Origin of the sequence: Kitasatospora sp. NRRL B-11411, assembly GCF_000721345.1 — a bacterium.
GTDB classification, from domain to species: Bacteria; Actinomycetota; Actinomycetes; order Streptomycetales; family Streptomycetaceae; genus Kitasatospora; species Kitasatospora cineracea.
The window spans coordinates 42,685-66,147 of sequence record NZ_JOGH01000045.1; the positions used below are offsets into that span (position 1 = coordinate 42,685).

General features: G+C 75.0%; 24 protein-coding genes. 9 read left to right on the forward strand and 15 right to left on the reverse strand.

Annotated elements, in window-relative coordinates; genetic code table 11:
• Positions 1-25 precede the first annotated feature (25 nt).
• Complete coding sequence (locus IH44_RS0121020; RefSeq protein ID WP_232795030.1) at positions 26-775, forward strand: TVP38/TMEM64 family protein; 750 nt, start codon at positions 26-28, stop codon at positions 773-775.
• A 122-nt stretch (positions 776-897) separates the two neighbouring features.
• Here IH44_RS0121020 and IH44_RS42935 read toward each other — a convergent pair whose 3' ends face one another.
• Positions 898-1,257, reverse strand: a complete 360-nt coding sequence (locus IH44_RS42935; protein ID WP_063759656.1) for a YrdB family protein — start codon at positions 1,255-1,257, stop codon at positions 898-900.
• Positions 1,258-1,439: 182 nt separating this feature from the next.
• Between IH44_RS42935 and IH44_RS0121030 the strand changes: the two genes are divergently transcribed.
• The 4 genes from IH44_RS0121030 (at position 1,440) to IH44_RS0121045 (ending at position 5,070) form a co-directional block, all read left to right on the forward strand.
• On the forward strand, positions 1,440-1,967 hold the full coding sequence (locus IH44_RS0121030; RefSeq protein ID WP_030461199.1) for a DinB family protein: 528 nt from the start codon (positions 1,440-1,442) through the stop codon (positions 1,965-1,967).
• Positions 1,968-2,365: 398 nt separating this feature from the next.
• The gene (locus IH44_RS46595) at positions 2,366-2,764 is read left to right on the forward strand and encodes a cell division protein SepF (protein WP_051817130.1); all 399 of its coding nucleotides are present in this window, start codon (positions 2,366-2,368) and stop codon (positions 2,762-2,764) included.
• Between the two features lie 150 nt (positions 2,765-2,914).
• A complete protein-coding gene (locus tag IH44_RS0121040) occupies positions 2,915-3,469 on the forward strand; it encodes a TetR/AcrR family transcriptional regulator (protein ID WP_030461201.1) in 555 nt (184 codons plus the stop codon).
• A complete protein-coding gene (locus IH44_RS0121045) occupies positions 3,466-5,070 on the forward strand; it encodes an MFS transporter (RefSeq protein ID WP_232795031.1) in 1,605 nt (534 codons plus the stop codon). Before IH44_RS0121040 ends, IH44_RS0121045 begins: the two co-directional genes overlap by 4 nt.
• 7 nt (positions 5,071-5,077) lie before the next feature.
• Here IH44_RS0121045 and IH44_RS0121050 read toward each other — a convergent pair whose 3' ends face one another.
• Positions 5,078-6,763, reverse strand: coding sequence for an alpha/beta-hydrolase family protein (locus tag IH44_RS0121050; RefSeq protein WP_051817131.1), 1,686 nt, complete (start codon positions 6,761-6,763; stop codon positions 5,078-5,080).
• 326 nt (positions 6,764-7,089) lie between these two features.
• On the opposite strand from IH44_RS0121050, the gene IH44_RS46600 reads away from it, so the two are divergent.
• Positions 7,090-7,785 carry a hypothetical protein gene (locus tag IH44_RS46600; RefSeq protein WP_051817132.1) on the forward strand — a complete coding sequence of 232 codons (696 nt, stop codon included), beginning with the start codon at positions 7,090-7,092 and terminating at the stop codon, positions 7,783-7,785.
• 105 nt (positions 7,786-7,890) lie between these two features.
• On the opposite strand, the gene IH44_RS45515 is transcribed toward IH44_RS46600, so the two are convergent.
• Entirely contained in the window at positions 7,891-8,178 is a 288-nt protein-coding gene (locus IH44_RS45515; RefSeq protein ID WP_030461205.1) for a hypothetical protein, read from the reverse strand.
• A 241-nt stretch (positions 8,179-8,419) separates the two neighbouring features.
• On the opposite strand from IH44_RS45515, the gene IH44_RS0121065 reads away from it, so the two are divergent.
• Both IH44_RS0121065 and IH44_RS0121070 read left to right on the forward strand, forming a co-directional pair.
• Positions 8,420-9,532 (forward strand): nitrous oxide reductase family maturation protein NosD, encoded by a 1,113-nt coding sequence (locus tag IH44_RS0121065; RefSeq protein ID WP_051817133.1) that lies wholly within the window; start codon positions 8,420-8,422, stop codon positions 9,530-9,532.
• A gap of 39 nt (positions 9,533-9,571) precedes the next feature.
• Positions 9,572-10,639: a methyltransferase gene (locus IH44_RS0121070; RefSeq protein ID WP_030461207.1), complete on the forward strand. Its 1,068-nt coding sequence runs from the start codon at positions 9,572-9,574 to the stop codon at positions 10,637-10,639.
• 61 nt (positions 10,640-10,700) lie between these two features.
• Here IH44_RS0121070 and IH44_RS0121075 read toward each other — a convergent pair whose 3' ends face one another.
• The 10 genes from IH44_RS0121075 to IH44_RS0121120 are packed head-to-tail and all read right to left on the reverse strand — an operon-like array spanning position 10,701 to position 19,448.
• Positions 10,701-12,065, reverse strand: coding sequence for an acetyl/propionyl/methylcrotonyl-CoA carboxylase subunit alpha (locus IH44_RS0121075; RefSeq protein WP_030461208.1), 1,365 nt, complete (start codon positions 12,063-12,065; stop codon positions 10,701-10,703).
• Between the two features lie 9 nt (positions 12,066-12,074).
• Positions 12,075-12,572, reverse strand: a complete 498-nt coding sequence (accB, locus tag IH44_RS0121080; protein ID WP_030461209.1) for an acetyl-CoA carboxylase biotin carboxyl carrier protein — start codon at positions 12,570-12,572, stop codon at positions 12,075-12,077.
• The gene (locus IH44_RS0121085; protein WP_030461210.1) at positions 12,569-14,257 is read right to left on the reverse strand and encodes an acetyl-CoA carboxylase carboxyl transferase subunit; all 1,689 of its coding nucleotides are present in this window, start codon (positions 14,255-14,257) and stop codon (positions 12,569-12,571) included. Before IH44_RS0121085 ends, accB begins: the two co-directional genes overlap by 4 nt.
• 43 nt (positions 14,258-14,300) lie before the next feature.
• Positions 14,301-14,621: a TcmI family type II polyketide cyclase gene (locus IH44_RS0121090; protein ID WP_030461211.1), complete on the reverse strand. Its 321-nt coding sequence runs from the start codon at positions 14,619-14,621 to the stop codon at positions 14,301-14,303.
• A 5-nt stretch (positions 14,622-14,626) separates the two neighbouring features.
• A complete protein-coding gene (locus IH44_RS0121095) occupies positions 14,627-15,085 on the reverse strand; it encodes an SRPBCC family protein (RefSeq protein ID WP_030461212.1) in 459 nt (152 codons plus the stop codon).
• A 1-nt stretch (position 15,086) separates the two neighbouring features.
• A complete protein-coding gene (locus tag IH44_RS0121100) occupies positions 15,087-15,341 on the reverse strand; it encodes an acyl carrier protein (protein ID WP_030461213.1) in 255 nt (84 codons plus the stop codon).
• A 19-nt stretch (positions 15,342-15,360) separates the two neighbouring features.
• Positions 15,361-16,581 carry a beta-ketoacyl synthase N-terminal-like domain-containing protein gene (locus IH44_RS0121105; RefSeq protein ID WP_030461214.1) on the reverse strand — a complete coding sequence of 407 codons (1,221 nt, stop codon included), beginning with the start codon at positions 16,579-16,581 and terminating at the stop codon, positions 15,361-15,363.
• Complete coding sequence (locus IH44_RS0121110; protein ID WP_030461215.1) at positions 16,578-17,843, reverse strand: beta-ketoacyl synthase; 1,266 nt, start codon at positions 17,841-17,843, stop codon at positions 16,578-16,580. The genes IH44_RS0121105 and IH44_RS0121110 overlap by 4 nt, the downstream gene beginning before the upstream one ends.
• Positions 17,840-18,268, reverse strand: a complete 429-nt coding sequence (locus tag IH44_RS0121115) for a cupin domain-containing protein (RefSeq protein WP_030461216.1) — start codon at positions 18,266-18,268, stop codon at positions 17,840-17,842. The genes IH44_RS0121110 and IH44_RS0121115 overlap by 4 nt, the downstream gene beginning before the upstream one ends.
• A gap of 46 nt (positions 18,269-18,314) precedes the next feature.
• Complete coding sequence (locus IH44_RS0121120) at positions 18,315-19,448, reverse strand: SchA/CurD-like domain-containing protein (protein ID WP_030461217.1); 1,134 nt, start codon at positions 19,446-19,448, stop codon at positions 18,315-18,317.
• Between the two features lie 270 nt (positions 19,449-19,718).
• Between IH44_RS0121120 and IH44_RS0121125 the strand changes: the two genes are divergently transcribed.
• Positions 19,719-21,377 (forward strand): FAD-dependent monooxygenase, encoded by a 1,659-nt coding sequence (locus IH44_RS0121125; RefSeq protein ID WP_030461218.1) that lies wholly within the window; start codon positions 19,719-19,721, stop codon positions 21,375-21,377.
• Positions 21,378-21,407: 30 nt separating this feature from the next.
• Here the strand turns inward: IH44_RS0121125 and IH44_RS0121130 are convergent, their stop codons facing one another.
• A complete protein-coding gene (locus IH44_RS0121130) occupies positions 21,408-22,850 on the reverse strand; it encodes an MFS transporter (protein ID WP_051817134.1) in 1,443 nt (480 codons plus the stop codon).
• A 93-nt stretch (positions 22,851-22,943) separates the two neighbouring features.
• Entirely contained in the window at positions 22,944-23,399 is a 456-nt protein-coding gene (locus tag IH44_RS0121135; protein WP_030461220.1) for a hypothetical protein, read from the reverse strand.
• Positions 23,400-23,463: the final 64 nt, after the last annotated feature.

The following is a 23,463-nucleotide window of genomic DNA, read 5'->3' on the forward strand; positions in this document are numbered from 1 at the left end:
GGTGCATGCCCCGGAGCCGATAGCCGTGCCCACCCCACCGGCCAGGACCACCGCCCCCACCTCGGCCGCCCTCACCACAGCCGGTGCCGACCCGGAGGCCCCCGCCACGGCTCCGCACCGGCCCTCCCCCCGCCCGTCCCGCCCGTCGCGCCGGGCCCTGCTGCGTCTCGGCGCCCTGTTCGCCGTACTCGCCGCCGCCATGGCCTCGCTGCTGCTGTGGGACCCGTCCGCCGTCCTGGCCGCCGCCTCGGGGCCGTGGCGGATCCCGATCGCGCTCGCCGCCTACGGTTTCGGCTCGATGGCCTTCCTGCCCCGCCCGGCGATGAACGCGGGCATGGGGCTGCTGTTCGGCTCGCTGTGGGGCGTACCGCTGGCGGTCGCCGGGTCGGCGATCGGTGCTGCGGCGGCGTTCGTCCTGGGACGTTCGCTGGGACGCGAGGCGTTGCGGCCGCTGGTGCGCGGCCGGGTGCTGACGGAGATCGACCGGCGCCTGTCGGAGCAGGGTTTCCGCAGCGTGCTGCTGATCCGGCTGTTCCCGGGCGCGCCGTTCCAGGCGGGCAACTTCGCGTGCGCGTTCTCCGGCGTGAAGTTCTGGCCGTACCTGCTGGCCACCGTCATCGGCGTGGTGCCGACCACCACCGCGTACGTGGTCGCGGGGGCGAGCGCGAGTTCCCCCACCTCACCGGCCTTCCTGATCTCCGCCGGGGTGATCGCCACGATGTGCGCGTTCAGCGCCTTCTCCCTGTGGCGCGCCCGCCCCCGCCGCTCCGCCTGACACCCTCCCGCCCTTCCACCCCTGCCCCCGCCGTTCCCCCCTGCCCTCACCGCTCCGCCTGACCCGCTCCCGGAGCGCCACCCCGGCGCCAACAAAGCCCCAGGCCGCCGGCAACCACCCGCCTAGCGTTCGATCACGGGCGACCACTCGCCGAGCGACCACAGCACCACCGTGTTGACCACCATCACGATGCCGAGCCCGAGCGCCCACCCGGGGTGCCCGCCGACCGCCAGCAGCGCGACCGCCCCGCCCCAGACCAGCAGTTGGACCCCGTACCAGAGCGCCGCCGAGTCGCGCACCGGCCGCCGGGGCGCCGCGTAGCGGCCCCACAGCACGACCGCGAGCGCCGGCAGCGCCAGGGCGATCAGCCCGCGCAGCACGACCGGGCCGTCCGCCCAGACCCCGTACCCGCCGACGGCCAGGGCCACCAGGGAGGCCAGTTCCAGCAGCAGGCGCAACGCCAACTGAGTGCCCGTCATCATCTTGCGCACGTCCGCCCCCGCCCGTTCCCCCGCCGCACCAATCAGCCCGATGATCCGATCTTCCCACCACAGTCCCATCTCACACCCCCAACCCCACCTCACACCCACAGCCCCACCCCGCCCCATCCCACTCCACCCGAAAACGGCTCGCCCGCCCGCCCGGGCTGCCCCACCATGTCCGCATGACGAACACCGGCCCCGCCGCCACCCGCACCAGCCCGCCCTTCGCCGCCGACGAGGCGACCATGCTCGGCGCCTGGCTGGACTTCCACCGCGCCACGCTCGCCCTCAAGTGCGCGGGCCTGTCCCCCGATCAACTGCGCGAACGCGCCTGCCCACCGTCCTCGCTGAGCCTGCTCGGGCTGGTGCGGCACATGGCCGAGGTGGAGCGGCACTGGTTCCGCAAGGTGCTGGACGGTCAGGACCTCGGCACCGACGGCCGCTACTGGACGGAGGAGTTCCCGGACGGCGACTTCGACCTGGTGGACGGGGCCGACCCGGTCGCCGACACCGCGGTCTGGCAGGAGGAGGTGGCGTTCGCCCGGTCCGCCGCCACCGGCCTGCCGCTGGACACCGTCGGCAAGAGCCGGTGGCGCGACAACGAGGTGACGCTCCGTTGGATCCTGGTCCACATGATCGAGGAGTACGCCCGCCACAACGGCCACGCCGACCTGCTGCGGGAACGAATCGACGGCTCGACCGGCGAGTAGCCCCCACCGCCACCCGCCCGCACGGTGCACGCCGCACCGGTGTGACGCACGCCGCGTTGCGCGCCACGCCCCACCCGCACGCCCCTCGACCGCGACCCACCACTCCCGGGTGAAGCCGTTACATGATTGTTGACACTCAGTCAACTAGCGTCCCGGTAGCACCGATAGGGTCGTCACTCGCAACCACCCACCGGCCGGTGGCGTCGTTGCGGGTATCCGCCGAGCATCCGAGGAGCCACGGATTTTCCTCCGCGCCACAACCGGTGCAGGGGGTACAAGCGGGCACATCCACGGTGATCAGTGCGATACTCGGACAGTTCCAACAAGTGGATGACGTGTCAAAACGACCCGTCACCCCCCGGGGGACGAGTACGGAACGAGACAGGGAGGCGCGGCTAATGGGAGCACTACGCGACGAGCACCACAACGGGTGGCTGATGCCTTCCGGCAGCTACCCGGCCGCGATGTACGAGGAACCGTGGGAGGGCGAGGAGACGCTGCCGAGCAGTGTCCAGGCCGGCCCCTCCAAGATCGTCTCGCTCCGCCCGACGGGCTTCGAGGCCGCCCGCACGGTCGGCGAGCACATCCGCGCCGCGACCCCGGTGGTCATGGACCTCACGGAGATGGACGACGCCGAGGCCAAGCGGATGGTCGACTTCGCCTCCGGCCTGATCTTCGGCACCCGCGGCGGCATCGAGCGGATCGCCCGCCGGGTGTTCCTGCTCACCCCCGCCGACGTCGAGGTGATGGTCATCGACCGCCCGCTCGACGAGTCCGGCTTCTACAACCAGAGCTGACAGCCGGCCCACCAGCCGTTCGAAGGCCCCGCGCCCCGCGCGGGGTCTTCGGCATGTCCGGCCCCAACACCGCACCCACCTCCCCTCTCCCCATGAGACACACATCAAAATTTTGAGACATCAATGTATCACTTGCGCTATCCTCATCTCATGGCAACCGACCGCGACTCCGTCCTGGAGGCAGCCGTGGGCATCCTGTCCCGGCGCCCGACGGCCCATCTCGACGAGATCGCCCGCGCCGCCGGCATCAGCCGCGCCACGCTGCACCGGATCTTCCCGGGCCGCGAGGCCCTGATCCTGGAGGTGGGCGCGCTCGGCCTGCGCCGTTTCTCCGCCGCGCTCGACACCGCGCGGGTCGAGGAGGGCAACGCCGAGGCCGCGCTGCGCCGCCTGGTGGACGCGGTGGTGCCGGATGCCGCGCTGTGCGCCTTCCTGGCCGGGGAGAACCAGCTGTACGACCACGAGGAGATCAACGACCTCTGGGAGCTCCAGGACGCCCGGGTCCGCGCGCTGTTCCTGCGCGGCCAGCAGGAGGGGGTGTTCCGCGTCGAGCTCTCGGCCGCCTGGCTGAGCGAGGCGTTCTTCGACCTGGTGGCCGGCATCGGCTGGGCCGTGCAGGAAGGCCGGCTCGCCCCCCGCGAAAGCGCGTTCTCGCTCGCCGAGCTGTTCCTCGGCGGTGCTCTACGGAGATCTGATACCCCATGAGTTCCACCCCCGTCGTCACCCGGCCCGCCCACCGCTGGGCCGGTCTCGGCGTTCTCGTGCTCGCCGTCACCCTGGTGGCGGTGGACGCGACGGTGCTCTCCCTCGCCATCCCCTCCATCACCGAAACCCTCCGCCCGTCCGGCACCCAGCTGCTCTGGATCGGCGACGTCTACTCCTTCGTGCTGGCCGGCCTGCTGGTGTCGATGGGCGCGCTCAGCGACCGGTTGGGCCGCAAGCGGGTGCTGTTGGCGGGTTCGGCCGCGTTCGGCGCGGCCTCGCTGCTGGCGGCGTACGCGCCGGGCCCGGGCTGGCTGATCGTGGCCCGGGCGCTGCTCGGCGTGGCGGGCGCGACGATCATGCCGTCCACGCTGTCGCTGATCCGCACGCTGTTCCCGGACGCGAAGGAGCGGGCCACCGCGATCGGCGTCTGGGGCGCGGGCGCGGCGGCCGGTGCCGCGCTGGGCCCGCTGGTGGGCGGGGTGCTGCTGGAGCACTTCTGGTGGGGGTCGGTGTTCCTGCTGAACCTGCCGGTGATGGTGCTGCTGCTGGCGCTCGGCGGCTGGCTGCTGCCGGAGTCCCGCGATCCGCGCCCGGGCCGGTGGGACGTGGGGAGCGTGCTGCTCTCGATGGCCGGTGTGATCGGCGTGGTGTACGGCGTCAAGGAGTTCGCCGTGCACGGCCCGGAGCAGTGGACGGCCCCGCTGGTGTTCGTGCTGGGCTCGGCCGCGCTGGCGGTGTTCGTGCGGCGCCAGCTCCGCCTGGAGACCCCGCTGCTGGACGTCCGGCTGTTCCGGAACGCGCGCTTCACGGCCGCGGTGGTGTCCTCGCTGATCTGCCTGATCGGCCTGTCCGGCGTGATCTTCTTCATGTCGCAGTACCTCCAGCTGGTCCGCGGCTACTCCCCGCTGCACGCGGGCTTCGCCGAGATGCCGGCCTTCGTCGGCTCGGTGGCGGGCGGCCTGCTGACGGCCCGGCTGGTGCGGCGCGCGGGCGCCCGCCGGGTGCTGACGGCGAGCCTGTTCGTGATGGGCCTGGGCATCGGCCTGCTGGGCTTCGTCCGGGTGGACAGCGCCTACCTGCTGCTCGGCGCGTCCTTCCTGGCGCTGGGCACCGCCGAGGGCGTGGTGTACACGCTCTCCTCGGACCTGGTGCTGGGTGCCGCCCCGGCCGACAAGGCGGGTGCCGCCTCGGCCGTGTCGGAGACGGCGTACGAGCTGGGCGCGGCGCTGGGCATCGCCCTGGTCGGCTCGATCGTGACGGCCCTGTACGCGGGGTCGCTGTCCGTCCCGGCGGGCACCGACCCGGCGCTCGCGGAGCAGGCCGGCCAGTCGCTGGGCGGCGCGATCGAGGCCGCGGCCGTCCTTCCGGCGGGCCCGGCCGGGCAGTTGCTCACCGCCGCGAACAGCGCGTTCGTGCACGGGATCACGGTCGCGGCCTGGGTCTCGGCGGTCCTGCTCCTGGCCTCCGCCGCCCTCGCCCACCACCTCCTGCGCACCCGCCCCGACCGCCCCGCGGAACCCATCGCCACCACTCAGCCCGCCGCAGGAACCATCAGCACCGCTCAGCCCAGCACGGAAACCACCGCCGCCGCGCACCGCTGACGCCCCGTCAGGGGTGGTCCGCCAGGTACGCCACCAGCCGGTCGGTGTCCTGCTGGGTCCACCCCTCGGGCGGCGCGATCCGCGCCCACGCCTCGGCGGGCATCAGCCCGTAGCGGTGCCCGTGCCCCTCGGGCACCGCCTCGGAGGCGGCCAGGTCGCAGGTGACCTGCCAGAACGTCACTAGCGGGTACCACCGCATGGTCGGGGAGACGTCGTGGGCCCGCTGCCCGTTCAGCCACTCGGGTCTGCGCCAGACCAGCGCGGGTTCCCACCACACCACCGGGTCGCTGCCGTTCTGCAGGTAGATCACCCGCGGCTGTTCCCAGGCGGCGCCGGCCGGCACCGCGAAGTCGGAGGGCCGCTGGGCGAACCGCACGTGCTGCCCGTCCCGGTAGACCGGCCGCCAGACGGGGCTGCCGGGCTGCCGCCGGTCGGTGACCGTCTCCCGCAGCGGGTTGTCGGGGGTGGGCCCGACCAGCAGCGCTCCCCCGGTCTGCCCGGTCAACTGCTCGACGCCGCCGGGGAAGGCCCGCTCGGTGGCGTACGAGCCGAGGCTCTCGCCGGCCACCATCAGCCGGGGCCGGGAGTCGGCGGGCAGTTGCGACCAGTGCGCGTGCACCGCGTCGTACAGGGCCTTCCCGGCGTCGGTCGCCTCGCCCTCGGTGAGGAAGGAGATCCAGCTCGGCAGGTACGAGTACTGGAAGGCGACCTCGGCGCTGTCGCCGTCGTACAGGTACTCCACCGGTCTGGCGATCCGCTCGTTGACCCAGCCGCTACCGGTGGTGCCCAGCACCACCAGCACCTTGCGCCGGAAGCCCCCGGCGCGGTCGAGTTCGGCGACCGCGCGCCGGGCCCGCTCGGCCAGTCCGGCGGCGGTCCGGGCGCCCTCGGCGAAGCCCGTCCCGTCCACCGACCGCAGTCCGACGTACGCCCGGACCGGGTCCAGGGCCGGGTGCCCGGTGAAGCCGGAGATCTGCGCGGCGGTGGGGGCGCGGCCGACGAAGTCGCGGCCCTTCGCGCCGAGGCCGGCCCAGCTCTCGTACGACTCGGGGCTGCCGGACAGGGTGGGCGACAGCGGCTGTTCGATGCCGGGCGAGGTGGTGCGGTCGGCCAGCGCGGCGCCGCGTTCGGCCAGGTCGAGCAGCCCGCGCAGCAGGAAGCCCTCGACGAAGCCGACCACCAGGACGGTGGCGAGGGCGGCGGCCCCGGCGGCGGCCGCCCGGTTCGGGACGGCGCGGCCGAGGATCCGCCGCAGCCAGCGGGTGCCGAGCCGGACCGTCCGGGCGCACAGCACCAGCAGCGTGCCGAGCAGCAGGGCGACCGGCAGCACCAGGGCCCACTGCCACCAGCCGATCCGCGGGTCCATGCCGACGGCCCGCCGCAGGTCGCCCTGCCAGCGCACGCTCCACGCGGTGACGGCCACCACCGCGCCGCCGCCGGCCACGGCCAGCACCCACCAGCCGGCCCGCCGCACCCGCTCCCCGAACTCCAGGCCGCACACCCGGGCCACGTACCCGGAGAACGCCCCGATGCTGTAGCCGAACGCGGCGGTGATCGCCCCGGCGGCGGCCTGCAGGTACCAGGGCCGGGGCAGCAGCGAGGGGGTGAAGGACAGCCCGTAGCACAGCAGCGCCCCGGCCGTCGCGCCCCAGCTCGGCCACCGCCGTACGATCCGCTCCCCCACCGCCGCCACCCGCCGCCTCCCGTCCTGTCCCGTCCCGGCGCCCGCACCGGCACCGCCGCGCACCCGCCGCGGCCCGCCATACGTATCTCGCCGCCCGCACCGCCGATCTGACGTGCCGTCGGACTCCTCCCAATGGCGCAGCGCCGCTGGCCCCGGGGGCCGCCGGGCTCCGACGATGGGGGCGTAGGGCGGAGGCGGACGTCCGGTTCCGCATGTCCGGACGCGGGCCGTGGGCCTGCCGGAACGACCGCGGCGCGCACGGGCCCGGCGCGGTTCTGAAAACGACCGCGGCGCGCACGGGCCCGGCGCGGTTCTGAACGAGAGGGTGCATCGGGATGCGAGACGCGGAGCGGAACGGTTCGGGCCGGGGGCTGGTCCGGCAGGGGCCGGTGGGGCCGCCGCGGCGGCACCCGGTGCGGCGGCGCCCGGTGCGGCGCGGGCTGCGGGTGTCGCTGGCGGTGGCCGGCGCGGCCGCCGGGATCGCGGTGATCGCGGCCTGCGGCGGCACCTCGGGCGAGAACCCGGTGCAGGCGGCGATGTCGACGTTCACGGTCGGGGCGTCGCCGGAGACGGCGAACTTCTCGGGCGAGCCGCCGTCCGCCTTCGCGTCCGCGCACGAGTCGGCGCTGGCCTCGGTGTCGGCCGCGGAGGCCAGCGCCTCCGAGCGCGCCGCCTCCTTCGAGGCGTCCGCCAACGCCCAGTTGGCAGCCACCCGGGCGAAGGCCGCGGAGGTGCTGGCGGCCGTCCCGGACGCGGGCAACGCGATGACGGACGTGACGCTGACCGGTGTGCCGAACTCGACCTCCGGCGACCTGACCGCGGCGATCATCACGGTCACCAACAGCACCACCGAGACCCGGTCCTACGCGATCCAGGTCGACTTCACCGACAACACCGGCAAGAGCGTGGACAGCCAGGTGATCGGCGTGGAGCACCTGGCGGCGGGCGCGACGGCCAACCCGGTGGCGTTCAGCAAGCTGGGCAAGGACACCAACCTGCTCCCGGTGGTGGTCAAGGCCTACCGCTACTGACCGGGCGCCGAACGCCGGTGTGCCTGCCGCTCGACCGGTCGAGCGGCAGGCACACCGGCGTTCGGCCGGTCCGTCGTCCCGGTACCGGGTCGATGGGCCACCGGGTCAGTTGACGGAGCGGAGGATGACGTCCTCGTAGTCCCAGGCCGGGTCCTCGCCGCCGTCCGGCCCGGCCGCGGTCTCGAGACCGCTCTCGAGACCGTTCTCGAGGTCGGCCTCAAGACTGCTCTCGAGGGCGGCCCCGACGCCGGCGACGGGTTCCGCGAACCCGAGATCGGTACGGAGACCGGCGTGGAAGTCGGTGCGGAGGTCGGTGCGGCCGGCGCCGGCGGGGCGCAGTTCGGCGGCCAGGAGTTCGGTCGGCTCGGCGATTCGTCCATTCTGCGTGTCCATGGATCCATAGTGGTTCGGGCCGCCGGTACGGGCCCGCTGCCCGGCCGCAGAGCCCCCCGATCGGGTGTACGGGTGGTACCCGCCTCCCCCTTCCCGGCCACCGCCACCCGGTCGGCGGGTGCGGGCAACCCGTGCGCGCCAACCCGGCTGGCCGGGCCCGGGGCGCGACCTTAGCTTCGAGGCGGCGGACCGGCCCGCATGCCGTCCGTGACCGCGACGTCTGGAAGCCGGCTGCTCTTCGATGACTGCTCTCCTCTCTCCGGCGCGCCCGCTGATCCGGGCCGCTGCCGTTCTGCTGTCCTGCGCCGCCACGGTGCCCGCCGGGCTGGCCGCCGCCCCGGCCGCGGCGGCCCCCACCGGCCCGACCGTGCACCGGGTCGCGCCCGGTGCCTCCGTCCAGGCCGCCCTGGACGCGGCCGCCCCCGGCGACGTGGTGGAGCTCGCCGCGGGCCGCTACCCGGGCAGCGTGACCCTCTCCACCGACCGCGTGACCCTGCGCGGCCAGGGCGTCGCCACCGTCCTGGTGCCCGATCCGGCCGACCGCGGCGCCTGCGCGCGGGCCGGCAACGGCGTGTGCGTGACGGGCAGTTCGGACCCGCAGGGCGTGCCGGTGCACACGGTGTCGGGGGTGGTGGTGGAAGCGCTGACGGTCGCGGGCTTCCCGCGCAACGGCGTGGGCGCGGCCGTCACCGACCGGCTGACGGTGCGTGGGGTGGCGGCGCACGACAACGGCCTGCAGGGCATCAGTGTCGAAATGTCGACCCGTACCGCGCTGACCGACAACGAGGCCCGGGACAACGGCCAGGCGGGGATCTTCGTCGCCAACTGGTACGACCGCAAGGGCGGTGCGCTGGAGACACTCGGCACCGAGGTGTCCGAGAACCGGCTGACCGGCAACCGGATCGGCCTGCAGCTGCGCCGGGTGCGCGGGCTGACGGTGGCGGCCAACCTGGCGTCCGGGAACTGCGGCGGCGTGTTCGTGGTCGGTGACGACGGGGTGCCGCGGGCGGGGGCGCTGACCGTGCGGGACAACGTGGTGCGGGCGAACAACCGGTACTGCCCGCCCAATCCGCGGCTCGACTTCATCCAGGGCACCGGCATCCTGCTGACCGGCACCGAGGACGTCACGGTCTCCGGCAACCAGGTCAGCGACCACACCGGCGCGTCCCCGATGTCGGGCGGCATCGTGCTGTACCCGAGCGTGGTCGGCGCGCCCAACGCCCGGGCCACCGTCACCGGGAACGCGCTGCGCGACAACCGGCCCGCCGACCTCGCCGACCGGGATCCGCGCGGCACCGGCAACACCTTCACCGGCAACGTCTGCGGCGCCTCCGAGCCCGCCGGCCACTGCTGATCCCCACTCGCCCCTCCGCTCGTCCTCCGAAGAAAGGCCATGCCCGTGACCTCCGCCCCCACCACCGCCCCGCCGAACCCGACCGCACCCCAGGCCCCGGCCGTCCCGCCCGCGATGCTGCTGCGCGAGCTGGTGTTCGGCGCCGCCTGCGCGGGCGCGGTCCGCGCCGCCGCGAGCCTGCGGCTGCCGGACGCGCTGGAGCAGGAGCCCGCCACCGCCGAGGAGTTGGCCGGGCGGCTGGACGTCGAGCCCGGCCCGCTGCGGCGGCTGCTGCGCGCGCTGGCCTGCTACGAGGTGTTCGCCGAGGACCCCGACGGCCGCTACCGGCACACCCCGCTGTCGCGCCTGCTGCGCGCCGACGAGCCGGGCAGCCTGCGCGACATCGCCCTGTGGTGCACCGAACCGTGGACCTGGCAGTCCTGGTCCCGGCTGGACGACGCGGTGCGCACCGGGCGCAGCGTGTTCGGCGACGCCTTCGGCAAGGAGTTCTTCCAGTACCTGCACGACGACGCGCCGGAGTCCGCCGCGCTGTTCAACCGGGCGATGACCCAGTCCAGCCGGCAGTCCGCGCAGGACCTGGCGGGGTTCCTCGACCTGGCGGGCGTCGCCTCGGTGGCCGACATCGGCGGCGGCCAGGGCCAGGTGCTGGCCGAGCTGATGGAGCGCCACCCCGGCCTGCACGGCACGCTGCTGGACCTGCCGAAGGTGGTCGAGCACGCGGACCCGCGGCTGCTGCCGGGCGGTTCGCTGGCCGACCGGGTCCGGCTGGTGCCCGGGGACTGCCGCACCGCCGTGCCGGTGCAGGCGGACCTGTACCTGGTGAAGAACATCCTGGAGTGGGACGACGACTCCACCCGCCGGACGCTGCGCAACCTGCGCCAGGTGGCCCGGCCGGGCGCCCGGGTGGTGATCGTGGAGAACCTGGTGGACGACTCCCCCTCGATGCGGTTCACCACCGCGATGGACCTGCTGCTCCTGCTGAACGTCGGCGGCGCCAAGCACACCCTGGGCAGCCTGACCGCGCTGATCGCCGAGTCCGGCCTGCGGCTGGACGCGGTCGCCCCGGTCAACCCGTACCTGCACGCCTTCTCCTGCACCGTGCCGTAGCGGGACGTGACGGAAGGGGCCGCCCGGAGGGTTCCGGGCGGCCCCTTCCGTCACGTCCCGGTCAGTGCGCGGCGGCCTCCTCGGCGGCCATCTCGGCGACCAGTCCGGTGGTGTGCCGGCCGGCCCGGAAGCGCGGGTCGGCGAGGGTGCGGCGCAGGTAGCCGGTGGTGGTGCGGACGGTGGGGCCGTCGATCCGGAACTCGCCGAGGGCCCGGTCGAGCCGGGCGATCGCCTGTTCGCGGTCGGGCGCCCAGGCGACGGTCTTGGCCAGCAGCGAGTCGTAGTCGGGGCCGATCAGCCAGCCCGGGTAGGCGTGGGTGTCGACCCGGACGAACGGGCCGCCGGGCGGGACGAACTCGGTGAGCAGCCCGGGGGTGGGCAGGAAGCCGCGGTCGGGGTCCTCGGCGTTGACCCGGGCCTCGACGGCGGCGCCGCGCGGCCGGACGGCGTCCTGGCGCAGGGTGAGCGGTTCGCCGGCGGCGATGGTGAGTTGTTCGCGGACCAGGTCGATGCCGGTGACCATCTCGGTGACGGGGTGTTCGACCTGGAGCCGGCAGTTGACCTCCATCAGGTGGAAGGAGGCGTCGGGGGCGAGCACGAACTCGAAGGTGGCGGCGCCGACGTAGCCGACGGCGAGCGCGCCGCGGACGGCGGCGGCGCAGATCTCGCGGCGCAGCGGGTCGGGCAGGTTGGGCGCCGGGGACTCCTCGATCAGCTTCTGGTGGCGGCGCTGCACGGAGCAGTCGCGTTCGGCGAGGTGGACGGCGTTGCCGTGGCTGTCGCAGAGCACCTGGACCTCGATGTGCCGGGCGCCGTCCACGTAGCGTTCCAGGTAGAGCCGTTCGTCGCCGAAGACGGCGCGGGCGTGGGCCCGGGTCTCCTGGTAGGCGCCGGCCATGTCGGCGTCGTCGCGGACCACGGCCATGCCGCGTCCGCCGCCGCCGGCCACCGCCTTGAGGATGACGGGGTAGCCGACCCGGGCGGCGGTGGCGCGGGCCTCGGCGGGGCTGCGGACGGCGCCGACCGAGCCGGGCAGCACGGGCAGTCCGGCCTCGCCCATCAGGCGGCGGGCGACGGCCTTGTCGCCGAGCTGCTCCATGACGCGCGGCGGCGGGCCGATGAAGGTCAGGCCGTTGGCCTCGCAGATCTCGGCGAAGTCGGGGTCCTCGGAGAGGAAGCCGTAGCCGGGGTGGACGGCCTGGGCGCCGGTGAGCTTGGCGGCCTCGACGATGGAGGGGATGTGCAGGTAGCTGAGCCGGGCGGTGGGCGGTCCGAGGTGGACGGCGCGGTCGGCGAAGCGGACCACCGCCGAGTCGCGGTCGGCGGTGGAGTGCACGGCGACGGTGCGGATGCCCATCTCCCGGCAGGTGCGGGCGATCCGCAGGGCGATCTCGCCGCGGTTGGCGATCAGCACGGTGGAGAACACGCCGCCCCCTCAGGCCGGTTCGACGGCGATCAGCCGCTGCTGGAACTCGACGGGCGTGCCGTCCTCGGCCAGGATCTCCACCACCCGCCCGGCGGTGTCGGCCTCGACGGGGCTCATCATCTTCATCACCTCGAGGATGCCGATCGGCTGGCCGACCGCCACGGTGTCGCCGACGCTGACGAACGGCGGCGCGCCGGGCTCGGGCGAGCGGTAGAAGGTGCCGACCATCGGCGCGCGCACGTGCCGGGCGGTGCCCTCGTCGGGCGGTTCGTCCGCCGCGGGGGGAGCGGCCGCGACGACCTGCTGCTCCCCGACCGGCCATTCGACCTCGACGGCGGTGCCCAGGTGTTCGAGCCGGATCCGGCTGGGCGGGCGGGTGGTGGTGCGGGCGAGTTCGGCGACGCTGCGGCACAGCGCGGTGAGGTCGGCGACCGGGTCCGCGACGGCGCCGTCGCCGATCAGGGTGATCCGGCCGCGCTGGGCCTCGTGCTTCACCTCGACGGTCATGGCTGGCTCCAATCTGCCGCGGCCGCGCCGGTGCCGGTGTCGGTGCCGTAGCGGTGGAAGCGGGCCCGGCGGTCGGCGCGCAGCCGGTCCGGGTCCCAGGGGATCAGTTCGTGCAGGGCCGCGGTGACGGCGGCCTCCAGCAGGTCGGCGGCGGCGGCGTGGTCCTGGTGGGCGCCGGCGGGCGGTTCGGGGACGATGCCGTCGACGACGCCGAGGCTGAGCAGGTCGCCGGGGTGCAGCCGGAGCGAGGCGGCGGCCGCGGGGGCGGCCTGCGGGTCCTTCCACAGGATGGCGGCGCAGCCCTCGGGGCTGATCACCGAGTAGGTGCCGTTGGCGCAGACCAGCACCCGGTCGGCGACGGCCAGGGCGAGCGCGCCGCCGCTGCCGCCCTCGCCGATCAGCACGGCGACGATCGGGACGGGCAGCCGGGCCATCAGCCGGAGGTTCTCGGCGATGGCGGCGGCCTGTCCGCCGGTCTCGGCCTCGGGGCCGGGGTTGGCGCCGGGGGTGTCGATCAGGGTGACGACGGGGATGCCCAGTTTGGCGGCCAGCCGCATCAGCCGGGCGGCCTTGCGGTAGCCGGAGGGCTGGGCCATGCCGAAGTTGCGGCGGCGGCGCTCGCCCAGGTCGGGGCCGCCCTTGTGGTGGCCGATCAGGACGACGGGGGTGCCGGCGAGGCGCCCGGTGCCGGCCACGATGGCGGGGCAGTCCTCGGCGAGCCGGTCGCCGTGCAGTTCCTGGAAGTCGTCGACCAGGCGGCGGACGTAGTCGAGGGTGGTGGGCCGTTCGGGGTGCCGGGCGAGCCGGACGCTGCGCCAGGGGTCGCGGCCGACCAGGTCGTCGGCGGCGCGCAGGATGGCGGCGCCGTCGCCGGGCGGCAGCGGGCCGGTGACGGCGCGCAGGCCGAGCAGCCGGCCGAGGACGGGGCGCAGGCCGACCCGGGGGACGACGTCGTCGACCATGCCGTGGGCGAGCAGGAACTCGGCGGTCTGGAAGCCCTCGGGGAGTTTCCCGCCGGTGGTCTGTTCGATGACGCGCGGCCCGGCGAAGCCCATCCGGGCGCCGGGTTCGGCGAGGATCACGTCGGCGAGGGTGGCGAAGGAGGCGGCGACGCCGCCGTAGGTGGGGTCGGTGACGATCGAGACGGTGAGGACGCCGGCCTCGTCGAGTTCGGCCATCGCCTGGGCGGTCTTGGCCATCTGCATCAGCGACAGCACGCCCTCCTGCATCCGGGCGCCGCCGCTGGCGGTGACCAGCACCAGCGGGACGCGCCGTTCCAGGCTGGTGCGGGCGGCGTGGGTGATCAGGGCGCCGACGGCGCAGCCGAGGCTGCCGCCGAGGAAGCGGAAGTCCATCACGGCGACGACGCAGGGCTGGCCCTCGACCGTGCCGGCGGCGCACAGCACGGCCTCGGGCAGGCCGGTGTCGGCGCGGGCCCGCTCCAGGCGTTCGGCGTAGGGCCGGCTGTCGACGAAGCCGAGCGGGTCGTGCAGGGCGGGCACCGGTCCGATGCTCTCGGCGGTGCCCGGGTCGAGCAGTTGGTCGAGCCGCTCGGGGGCGGTGAGCCGCCCGTGGTGCCCGCAGTCGGGGCACACGTGCAGGGCGCGCGTCCAGCGTTTGCCGTAGACCAGGGCGCCGCAGCCTGCGCAGCGCACCCAGTCCGCCGGTTCGGTCCGCTCGGCCACGGCGGCTCTCCCTTCCCTGCTGCGTACGCGGTGCGTACGGGGTTCAGCGGTCCCAGCGGTAGAACTCGTGCGCCATGGCGTCCTTGGGGCTGCGCCAGGTCGCCGGGTCGTAGGCGTCGACGTAGACGGCGAGGCGTTCGCTGACGTCGCGGAACTCGGGGTGCGCGGCGTACTTGGCGACCTCGGGTCCGGCGGGGCGCTCGGACTCGATGAGGTGCAGGTAGACGTCGCCGAACTGGAACAGGCTGCGGCCGCTGACGCCGATCAGGCCGGGCAGGGCGCCGCGGTCGGAGTCGGCGAAGACGCCGGCGATGTGGTCGGCGGTGCCGGGCTTCATCCGGGCGACGATCAGGGCGCGGTGCACGCCGTTCATCCGACCGCTCCGGCGCGGTGCTCGACCTTGGCGCGGATCAGCTCCATCTGGACCTTGGAGTTCTGGTTGATCCGGTCGGTCATGCCGAGGTCGTCGACGGGGGCGGTGGGCTTCATCGCGAAGTCCTGGATCCAGCGCATGCTGGTGCCCTGCGGGTGCTCCTCGTACTCCCAGCGGATCTCCATGAACTCGAACGGGCCGGGTTCGACCCGGCGGGCCCGGACGGCGAGCTTGTCGCGGTCGGCCTCGCGCTCGGAGACCCAGCTCCAGACCTGGCCGTTCTCGTCGGGGTGCATGGTGAGCCGGAAGCGGACCAGCTCGCCCTGCCGGTCGAGGACCTCGACGGAGGCGTACTCGCTGAACAGCTGGGGCCAGTTCTCCAGGTCGTTGGTGACGTCCCAGACCAGGTCGAGGGGCGCGTTGATGACGATCGTGTTGTCGGTGTGTCCGGGCATCTCAGGCACCAGCCTTCACGGTGGAGTTGACGGTCTGCAGGAACTCGGCGACGGGGCGGCCGAGCAGGTCGGAGGAGTCGATGGAGACGCCGTAGCGGTTCTCCACGTCGGCGAGGACGCCGAGCACGCCGAGCGAGTCGACGCCGAGGTCGAGGAACATGCAGCCGGGGTCGGCGAGTTCGTCGACGGTGACGGCGACGCCGGCCCGGGTCTTGATCAGGGTGGCGAGTTCCTCGTAGGTGATCTCGGAGGCCATGTCGTGCTCCTTCGGGGGGTCAGGGGCGGCGCAGCACCAGGGCGGCGTTGGAGCCCATCAGGCCGCGGCTGAGCACCAGGGCGGTGCGCAGTTCGGCGGCCCGCGGGTAGCCGGTGACCAGGTCGAGGCCGTGCGGGCAGTCCGCGGTGTGCGGGGTGGGCGGGACGAGGCCGTGTTCGAGGGCGAGCACGGCGGCGGCGGTGTCCAGGGCGGGGGCGCCGCAGTGGGCGCGGCCGAGGCCGGCCTTGGGGGCGGTGACGGGGACGCGTCCGGCGTGGTCGCCGAGGGCGTCGGCGAGGGCGAGCGCCTCGGCGCGGTCGGCCTCGGGGACGCCGAGGGCGTCGGCGAAGACCACGTCGACCTCGTCGGGGGCGCAGTGCGCTTCGGCGAGGGCGCCGCGGATCGCGTGGGCGAGTCCTTCGCGGCTCTCGCTCCAGCGGGCGGCGCCGGTGAAGGTCGCGGTGTGGCCGGCGATCCGGGCCCGGGGGCGGGCGCCGCGCAGGCGGGCGGTGTGCTCGTCCTCGACGACGAACATGGCGCCGCCCTCGGCGGGGACGAACCCGGCCGCGTCGCTGCCGAAGGGGCGGTAGGCGCGTTCGGGGTCCTCGGTGGTGGACAGTCCGGGGTAGCCGAGCTGGCAGACCATCGAGTAGGGGGCGACGGGTGCTTCGGCGGCGCCGGCCAGTACGGCGTCGGTGCCGCGGGCGACGGCCCGGGCGGCGTGCGCGAGGGCGTCGAGGCCGCCGGCCTCGTCGGAGGCGACCACGCCGCAGGGGCCCTTGAAGCCGCCGCGGATGGAGATCTGGCCGGTGGAGGCGGCGTAGAACCAGGCGATCGACTGGTAGGGGCCGACGTGGTGCGGCCCCTCGGCCCACAGGTGCTGGAGTTCGCGCTGGCCGAACTCGCCGCCGCCGGAGCCGGCCGCGGTGACCACGGCGACGGCGAACGGGTCGTCGGGGTGGTCGGCCAGGTCGGCGTCGGCCATGGCGAGTTCGGCCGCGGCCATGGCGAAGTGGGTGAACCGGTCGGTCTGGACGAGGTAGCGCGGTTCGACGTACTCCTCGGCGTCGAAGCCGCGGACCAGGCCGGCGACCTTGAGCGGCAGGTTCTCGCAGCCCTCCCGGTCGATCGGGGCGAGCGCCGAGCGGCCCTCGCGCAGGGCCTTCCAGTAGTCGTCGGCGCCGATGCCGTTGGGCGCGACCACGCCGACTCCGGTGATCACCGCGCAGCGTTGGTTCATGCGGCCGCCTCCACCCTGCTCAGCACCACCGCGGACTGGAAGCCGCCGAAGCCGCTGCCGACCGACAGCACGTGGCGCAGCGGCAGTTCGCGGGCGGTGCGGGGGACGTAGTCGAGGTCGCACTCGGGGTCGGGCTCGGTGTAGTTGGCGGTGGGCGGGACGACGCCGTGGTGCAGGGCGAGGGTGCAGGCGACGAGTTCGATGGCGCCGATCGCGCCGAGCGAGTGCCCGACCATCGACTTGATGGAGCTCATCGGGACGCGCCGGGCGTGCTCGCCGAGCGAGCGCTTGACGGCGGCGGTCTCGTGCCGGTCGTTCTGCTTGGTGCCGGAGCCGTGCGCGTTGACGTAGTCGACGGCCTCGCCGGGGAGTCCGGCGTGGGCCAGGGCCCGGTCGATGGCCCGGGACATCTCCAGGCCCTCCTGGGTGAGGCCGGTCATGTGGTAGGCGTTGCCGAAGGTGGCGAAGCCGCCGAGTTCGGCGTAGATCCGGGCGCCGCGCCGCTCGGCGTGCTCCCACTCCTCCAGCACCAGGACGGCGCCGCCCTCGCCGAGCACGAAGCCGTCGCGGCCCGCGTCGAAGGGCCGGGAGGCGTGCTCCGGGTCCTCGTTGCGGGCCGAGGTGGCCTTGATGGCGTCGAAGCAGGCGACGGTGATCGGGGAGATCGGCGAGTCGCAGGCTCCGGCGACGATCACGTCGGCGCGGCCCTCCTCGATGGCGAGGGCGGCGTAGCCGACGGCGTCCAGGCCGGAGGTGCAGCCGGTGGAGACGGTCTGCACGGGGCCGTGGGCGCCGATCTGCTCGGCGACGGCGGAGGCCAGGGTGGACGGGGAGAAGGCCCGCTCCAGGTGCGGCGCGGCGGGGGCGTGGTCGACGTCCCAGTGTTCGCCGCGGCCGCTGACCAGCACGTAGTCGCGCTCCAGCCGGGTGGTGCCGCCGACGGCGGTGCCGAGCGAGACGCCGACCCGCCAGGGGTCCTCGCGCGCCCGGTCGAGCCCGGCGTCGGCGACCGCCTCGGCGGCGGCGACCAGCGCGAACTGCACGTACCGGTCGTTGCGGGCGGTCTGCTCGGGGGTGAGGCCGTGGGCGGCGGGGTCGAAGTCGCACTCGGCGGCGATCCGGGAGCGGAAGCCCTCCGGGTCGAACAGGGTGATGCCGCGGGTGGCGGTGCGGCCCTCGGTGAGCAGTGACCAGAACCGGGGGACGCCGATGCCGCCGGGGGCGACCACGCCGATCCCGGTCACCGCGACCCGGCGGGTCACGAGGCCGCCCCGGCCGGTTCCGGCGGTCCCGCCTCGGTGGCGCTCTCCTCGGTGTCGACGTGCCCGAGTTCGGGGCGCGGGGCGAGCGGGCCGAGGTGGAAGACCATCCGGGCCTGGGTGGCGCCGACGTTGCGGAAGCGGTGCCGCATCCCGATCGGGATCATCAGCCCCTGGTCGGGTCGCAGCTGCCGGGTGGCGCCGTCGAGGTCGACCTCCAGCTCGCCGGAGATCACGAACACGAACTCCTCGGAGTACGGGTGGTAGTGCTCGCCGATCCGCTCCCCCGGTTCGACGATCGCCACGCCCATGAATCCGCTGGTGGCGCCGACCGCCGGCGGGGTGAGCATGGCCCGCAGGTCGCCGCCGCGCTTGCGGTTGGGGGGCGCGTCGTCGACGTGGACGATGCGTGGCATCTCGGTGGTCACGGTGGGTTCCTCTCGTGGCGGGCGTGCGGGGGGCTGGAGCGGCCGGTCAGTCCTCGGCCGAGCTGCGGTCGGTGACGAGGGCCATCGCGCACTCGGCGAGCAGGCGGCGCAGGCCGTCGGGGGTGCGCTCGGCGGGTTCGGCGAGCTTGCCGAGGACGGCGGCGGCGCGCGGGCCGGCCAGGCCGAGGGCGGCGGCCGGGTCGTCGGCGGGGTCGGTGAGCAGGTCGACCAGCCGGACCACCAGGTCGTCGTGCCGGTAGACGGTGGCGCGCACCAGCGGGCCGCCGGGGTCGGCGGCGGCGTGCTCGTCCTCCTCGGCCAGCAGTTCGGCGAGGGCCGCGCCGGCGCCGGGGCGGACGGGGTACAGGTAGGCGTGCCGCTGCACCGGGCCGCTCCGGAGGGCGGCGTGGTGGTGGACGGCGGGCAGGGCGGCGCGCTGGAAGAAGTCGCGGGCGGAGAGCGGGTCGTCCAGGTCGCGGTCCTCCTCCAGGTAGGGGTTGAGCGCCTCCTCGACGGCCCGCACCCCGGGCTGCCGGGCGACGTGCCGCAGCGCGGCGGGCAGGTCGCCGGCCACCTCGACGCAGCGCACGACCCGGTTGCCGTGCATGAACAGCGAGGTACGCAGCAGGCGGGTGGTGTCGTCGACCCGGGCCTGCGGGGAGCGGTAGCCGGCCAGCAGTTCGGCGGCCTTGGCCTCGGCGCCGGGCTTGACGGTGAAGCTGAGCGCGTGCCGGACCACGCCGTCCGGGCCGGGGCGCGGCACGCCGGGGACGCCGGGGTGGTGCTCGCCGGGGCGCAGCGGCGGGACGGTGGTGTCGGTGGCGGTGGTGCCGTGGGTCTCGCGCAGCACGCTGTAGCGCAGCGAGCGGGTGTCGCTGACGCAGCCGTGCATCGGCTTGACCATCTCGCGGTGGGCGGGGCTGTCGACCCAGGCCAGGAAGGGCTCGGCGCTCTCCCACTCGCTGGTGATCAGCCAGCGGGACGGGTCGTCGATGGACTGGCAGAGCTGGTCGCTGACGTGGCCGGGGACGGCCGAGACCTGGTAGCGCAGCAGTTCGTACGCCTCCAGGAAGCGGTCCTGGGCGCCGTCGTGGACGTCCAGCATCAGGACGACGCGGAGCCGGCCCGGGGTGGGCCGGCCCGCGGTGGTGGTCTCCTCGGGTGCGGAGAGCAGGGTCATGTCGGCGGTTCCTGTCGTCGGTTCGCGGTTGGTCCGCGGCGTGTTCGCGGTTCGGCTACGAAGGGCCCTTCGCCGGGTTCGTGGGCGGGCCTCGGGCGGCCGGGCCGGCCGGCGGAGCGGGCGGCGGTTCGCCCTCGATCGTCACGGCGGGGCGGGGGCGGCGCGAGACTTCGCGGCCATCCGGGCGACGTACCCTGCGTGGCCGCCCGCGGCGGGGGATGGATGTCGGGTCTGGCGCGTCCCGCGCCCCGCACGGATGGAGCAGAGCTGATGAACACACAGATGGCGGACCGGGTGCCGGTCCTGATCGCGGGGGGTTCGCTGGTCGGGCTGTCGGCCTCGCTCTTCCTCGGCCGGCTCGGCGTGCCGCACCTGCTGGTGGAGCGGCACGCCGAGACCTCCCGGCACCCGCGCGGCCGCGGGAACAACCTCCGCACCATGGAGCTGTTCCGGGGCGCCGGCGTCGAGCAGGACGTCCGGGACGCGGCGTCCGTGCTGGCCGACAACCACGGCATCCTGCAGGCCGAGACGCTCTCCGGCGGGGAGCAGGAGTGGCTGTTCCGGGAGATCGACCCCGGCGGGGGGCTGGCCAGGTTCAGCCCGTCCTCGTGGTGCCTGTGCAGCCAGAACGACCTGGAGCCGGTGCTGCTGCGGCACGCCGCCGAACGCGGCGACGTGCGGTTCAACACCGAGCTGCTCTCCTTCGCCCAGGACGCCGACGGGGTGACGGCCCGGCTGCGGGACCGGGCCACCGGCGAGGAGCGGGAGGTGCGGGCCGATTACCTGCTCGCGGCGGACGGGCCGCGCAGCCCCGTCCGGGAGCGGCTGGGCATCGGGCAGTCCGGGCGCGGCGACCTGTTCCACAACGTCTCGGTGACCTTCCGGGCCAAGCGGCTGGCCGAGGTGGTCGGCGACCGGCTCTTCATCGCCTGCTACCTGACCGCCCCGGACGGCGCGGGCGCGCTGCTGCCGGTCGACAACCGCGAGCAGTGGGTCTTCCACCTGCCCTGGCACCCCGAGCGCGGCGAGGCCGTCGAGGACTTCACCGACGACCGGTGCGTGGCGCACATCCGGGCCGCGGCCGGGGTGCCCGACCTGGACGTGGAGATCACCGGCCGGGCGCCCTGGCACGCCGCCGAGCGGGTCGCCGACCGGTACCGCACCGGGCGGGTCTTCCTGTGCGGCGACTCCGCCCACGAGATGCCGCCGACCGGGGCGTTCGGCTCCAACACCGGCATCCAGGACGCGCACAACCTGGCCTGGAAGCTGGCCGCGGTGCTCGGCGGCTGGGGCGGCCCGCGCCTGCTGGAGTCGTACGAGGCGGAGCGGCGGCCGGTGGCCGTGCAGACCGCGGCCCGGGCCGCGGCGCGGTCGGTCGAGCACCAGCACCCCGGTTTCGACGCGGCGCCGGCGGGCGGGCCGCGCACCAACGTGCTGGCGGTGGCGCTCGGCTACCGGTACGCCGAGGGCGCGCTGGTCGGGGCTGACGCCACCGCCGGGGTGATCCCGGAGCGCTTCGCCGCGACCGGCGAGGTCGGCACCCGGGCCCCGCACCTGTGGCTGCGCGACCGGGACGGCGCCCGGCTCTCCACGCTCGACCTGTTCGTGCGCGAGCCCGTGCTGCTGGCGCCCGCGGCGGGCGGGGAGCAGTGGCCGGCAGCGGCGCGGGCGGTGGCCGAGGAGACGGGGGTGCCGATCCGCTGCCTGCTGCTCGGCGAGGGCGGCGACCTCGTCCCCGAGCCGGTGCCCGACGCCCCGGCCGGCCGGGGCCCGGCCGGGCCGAGCGGCTGGCCCGCCGTCTACGGCCTGCGGCCGGGCGGCGCGGTGCTGGTCCGCCCCGACGGCTTCGTCGGCTGGCGCGCCGCCAGCTCCGTCGGCGACCCGGTCGGCGCGCTGCGGGTGGCCGCCCTCGGCGTGGCGGGGCGGTAGGCCGGGCGGGCCCGGCCGGCTGCGCGCCGGTCAGGCCCGCCGTTCCCCGGACTCCCCGCGGGGCCGCTCGGTGAAGGGCTCGGCCGCGGCGAGGAGGGCGAGCAGGATGAAGGCGAGCACGACGGCGAGGCTGAGCTGGAAGGCCGTGGGGTAGTCGGCGGGGGTGCGGAGGTGGCCGAAGAAGGTGGCTCCGACGGTGGCGATGCCGGCGGCGGAGCCGATCCGCTGGGCGGTCTGCAGGACGCCGCCGGCCGAGCCGGCCCGGGCGACGGGGACTTCGTTGAGGGTGAGGGCCTGGTTCGGGGAGACCACCAGGCCGCTGCCCAGGCCGGCCAGCAGGAGCGGCAGGGCGGTGGCCCAGCCGATCCCGGGGCCGTCGAAGAAGTGCACGGTGAGGGCGGCGAGCGCGAGGCCGACGGCGACGGTGGCCAGGCCGGCCGCGATCAGCCGGCGGCCGTAGCGGGTGACCAGACGGCCGCCGATGGTGGAGGCGACCGCCGAGGCGAGCGCGAACGGGGTGATGGCCAGGCCGGCCTGGAGGGCGGTGTAGTGGCGGCCGGACTGCAGGTAGAGGGTGAAGACGAAGAAGACCGCGGTGAACCCGGCGAAGTAGAGCAGCGAGACCAGCGCGCCGTAGGTGAAGGAGCGGGTGCGGAACAGCGCGGGGTGCACCAGGGGCTCGCGGTGGCGGGCGTAGTGGCCCTCCCAGCGGGCGAAGGCGGCCAGCACCAGGGCGGCGGCGGCCAGCAGCAGCCACTTGCGGGCACCGTGCCACTGGGACTGGACCAGCGGGAGCAGCAGCAGGACGGTGCCGGTGCCGAGCAGCAGCACGCCGACCGGGTCGAAGTCGCGGCGGGCGCAGGTGTCGGGGGTGGGGGCGGGCAGCAGGCGGCGGGCCAGCGGGAGGGCGGCGAGGCCGATCGGCAGGTTGACGTAGAAGACCCAGCGCCAGCCCTCGGCGGTGCCGAAGGCGGCGATCAGCAGGCCGCCGAGCAGCGGGCCGACGGCGGTGGAGAAGCCGATGGTGGTGCCGAGCAGGCCGAAGGCGCGGGCCCGTTCGGCGCCGCGGAAGAGCTGCTGGATGAAGCCGGAGACCTGCGGGACCAGCAGCCCGCCGGACATGCCCTGCAGCAGCCGGGCGACGACCAGCCAGGTCTCCCCCTGGGCGGCGCCGGCCAGCGCGCTGGTGGCGGTGAACAGGGCCAGGCCGGCCAGGAAGACCGGGCGGCGGCCGATCGCGTCGCCGAGCCGCCCGGCGGGGACCAGGACGAGCCCGAAGGCCAGCGAGTAGCCGGAGAGCACCCATTGGAGTCCGGCCTCGGACATGTGCAGTCCGCTGCGCACGGACGGCAGGGCGACGTTGACGATCGACACGTCGAGCAGGGTCATGAAGCCGGCGACCAGGCACACCGCGAGAGCCCGCCAGCGGCGCACTTCCTCGGTGGCGGCGCCGGCTGTCGTGGGCTGGGTCATCCGGGTTCCCTTCCGTCCGGCGTCCAGTCTCGGAGGAGGGGGCGGCGGCGGGCGGGCGGCGCGCCGGGGGTGGGCCGGTCGGCTGACGCCGGGTCAGGGAGCGGGCGGCAGGTCGAGCGGGATGCTGCGGGCGTCGGCGGCGGCGGGCGGGGTGGCGCCGAGGTCGGTGAGGGTGGTGATCACCACGGCGTCGGGGCCGGGCAGCCAGTTGCTGGTCTTGGACTGGACGGTGACGGTCTGGGTCTGCGGGGTGCCGTCGCAGACCACCAGGGTCGGCGAGGTGCGGGTGGAGCCGAAGGCGATGGTGGCGGGGTCGTCGGGGTCGGTCTGCTCGACGGAGGTGTTCAGCGAGCGGGGCCGGTCGGTGGGCGCGCAGGTGTAGGCGAGGGTGACCCGGGCCCGGCTGGGGACCTTCGGGTCGATGACGGCGCCGGTGATCGAGATCGTGGTCGCGGCGGGGGTGCCGGCGGGGTCGTCGGCGGCGGTGGCCGGGGCGGCGGTGGTGAGGGCGAGCAGGCCGACGGCGGCGGCGAGGAGGCGGACGGGCACGGGGGGCCTTTCGGTCGGTGGCGGGATTGCCTCCGACTGTCCGTCAGTTCCGCGGTCCGGGCGA

Excerpts from the sequence above, each read along its gene's own strand:
- IH44_RS42935 (WP_063759656.1), bottom strand. The coding sequence starts at position 1,257 with ATGATGACGGGCACTCAGTTGGCGTTGCGCCTGCTGCTGGAACTGGCC.
- IH44_RS0121030 (WP_030461199.1), top strand. The coding sequence starts at position 1,440 with ATGACGAACACCGGCCCCGCCGCCACCCGCACCAGCCCGCCCTTCGCC.
- IH44_RS46595 (WP_051817130.1), top strand. The coding sequence starts at position 2,366 with ATGGGAGCACTACGCGACGAGCACCACAACGGGTGGCTGATGCCTTCC.
- IH44_RS0121040 (WP_030461201.1), top strand. The coding sequence starts at position 2,915 with ATGGCAACCGACCGCGACTCCGTCCTGGAGGCAGCCGTGGGCATCCTG.
- IH44_RS0121045 (WP_232795031.1), top strand. The coding sequence starts at position 3,466 with ATGAGTTCCACCCCCGTCGTCACCCGGCCCGCCCACCGCTGGGCCGGT.
- IH44_RS46600 (WP_051817132.1), top strand. The coding sequence starts at position 7,090 with ATGCGAGACGCGGAGCGGAACGGTTCGGGCCGGGGGCTGGTCCGGCAG.
- IH44_RS45515 (WP_030461205.1), bottom strand. The coding sequence starts at position 8,178 with ATGGACACGCAGAATGGACGAATCGCCGAGCCGACCGAACTCCTGGCC.
- IH44_RS0121065 (WP_051817133.1), top strand. The coding sequence starts at position 8,420 with ATGACTGCTCTCCTCTCTCCGGCGCGCCCGCTGATCCGGGCCGCTGCC.
- IH44_RS0121070 (WP_030461207.1), top strand. The coding sequence starts at position 9,572 with ATGCCCGTGACCTCCGCCCCCACCACCGCCCCGCCGAACCCGACCGCA.
- accB (WP_030461209.1), bottom strand. The coding sequence starts at position 12,572 with ATGACCGTCGAGGTGAAGCACGAGGCCCAGCGCGGCCGGATCACCCTG.
- IH44_RS0121095 (WP_030461212.1), bottom strand. The coding sequence starts at position 15,085 with ATGCCCGGACACACCGACAACACGATCGTCATCAACGCGCCCCTCGAC.
- IH44_RS0121100 (WP_030461213.1), bottom strand. The coding sequence starts at position 15,341 with ATGGCCTCCGAGATCACCTACGAGGAACTCGCCACCCTGATCAAGACC.
- IH44_RS0121105 (WP_030461214.1), bottom strand. The coding sequence starts at position 16,581 with ATGAACCAACGCTGCGCGGTGATCACCGGAGTCGGCGTGGTCGCGCCC.
- IH44_RS0121120 (WP_030461217.1), bottom strand. The coding sequence starts at position 19,448 with ATGACCCTGCTCTCCGCACCCGAGGAGACCACCACCGCGGGCCGGCCC.
- IH44_RS0121125 (WP_030461218.1), top strand. The coding sequence starts at position 19,719 with ATGAACACACAGATGGCGGACCGGGTGCCGGTCCTGATCGCGGGGGGT.
- IH44_RS0121130 (WP_051817134.1), bottom strand. The coding sequence starts at position 22,850 with ATGACCCAGCCCACGACAGCCGGCGCCGCCACCGAGGAAGTGCGCCGC.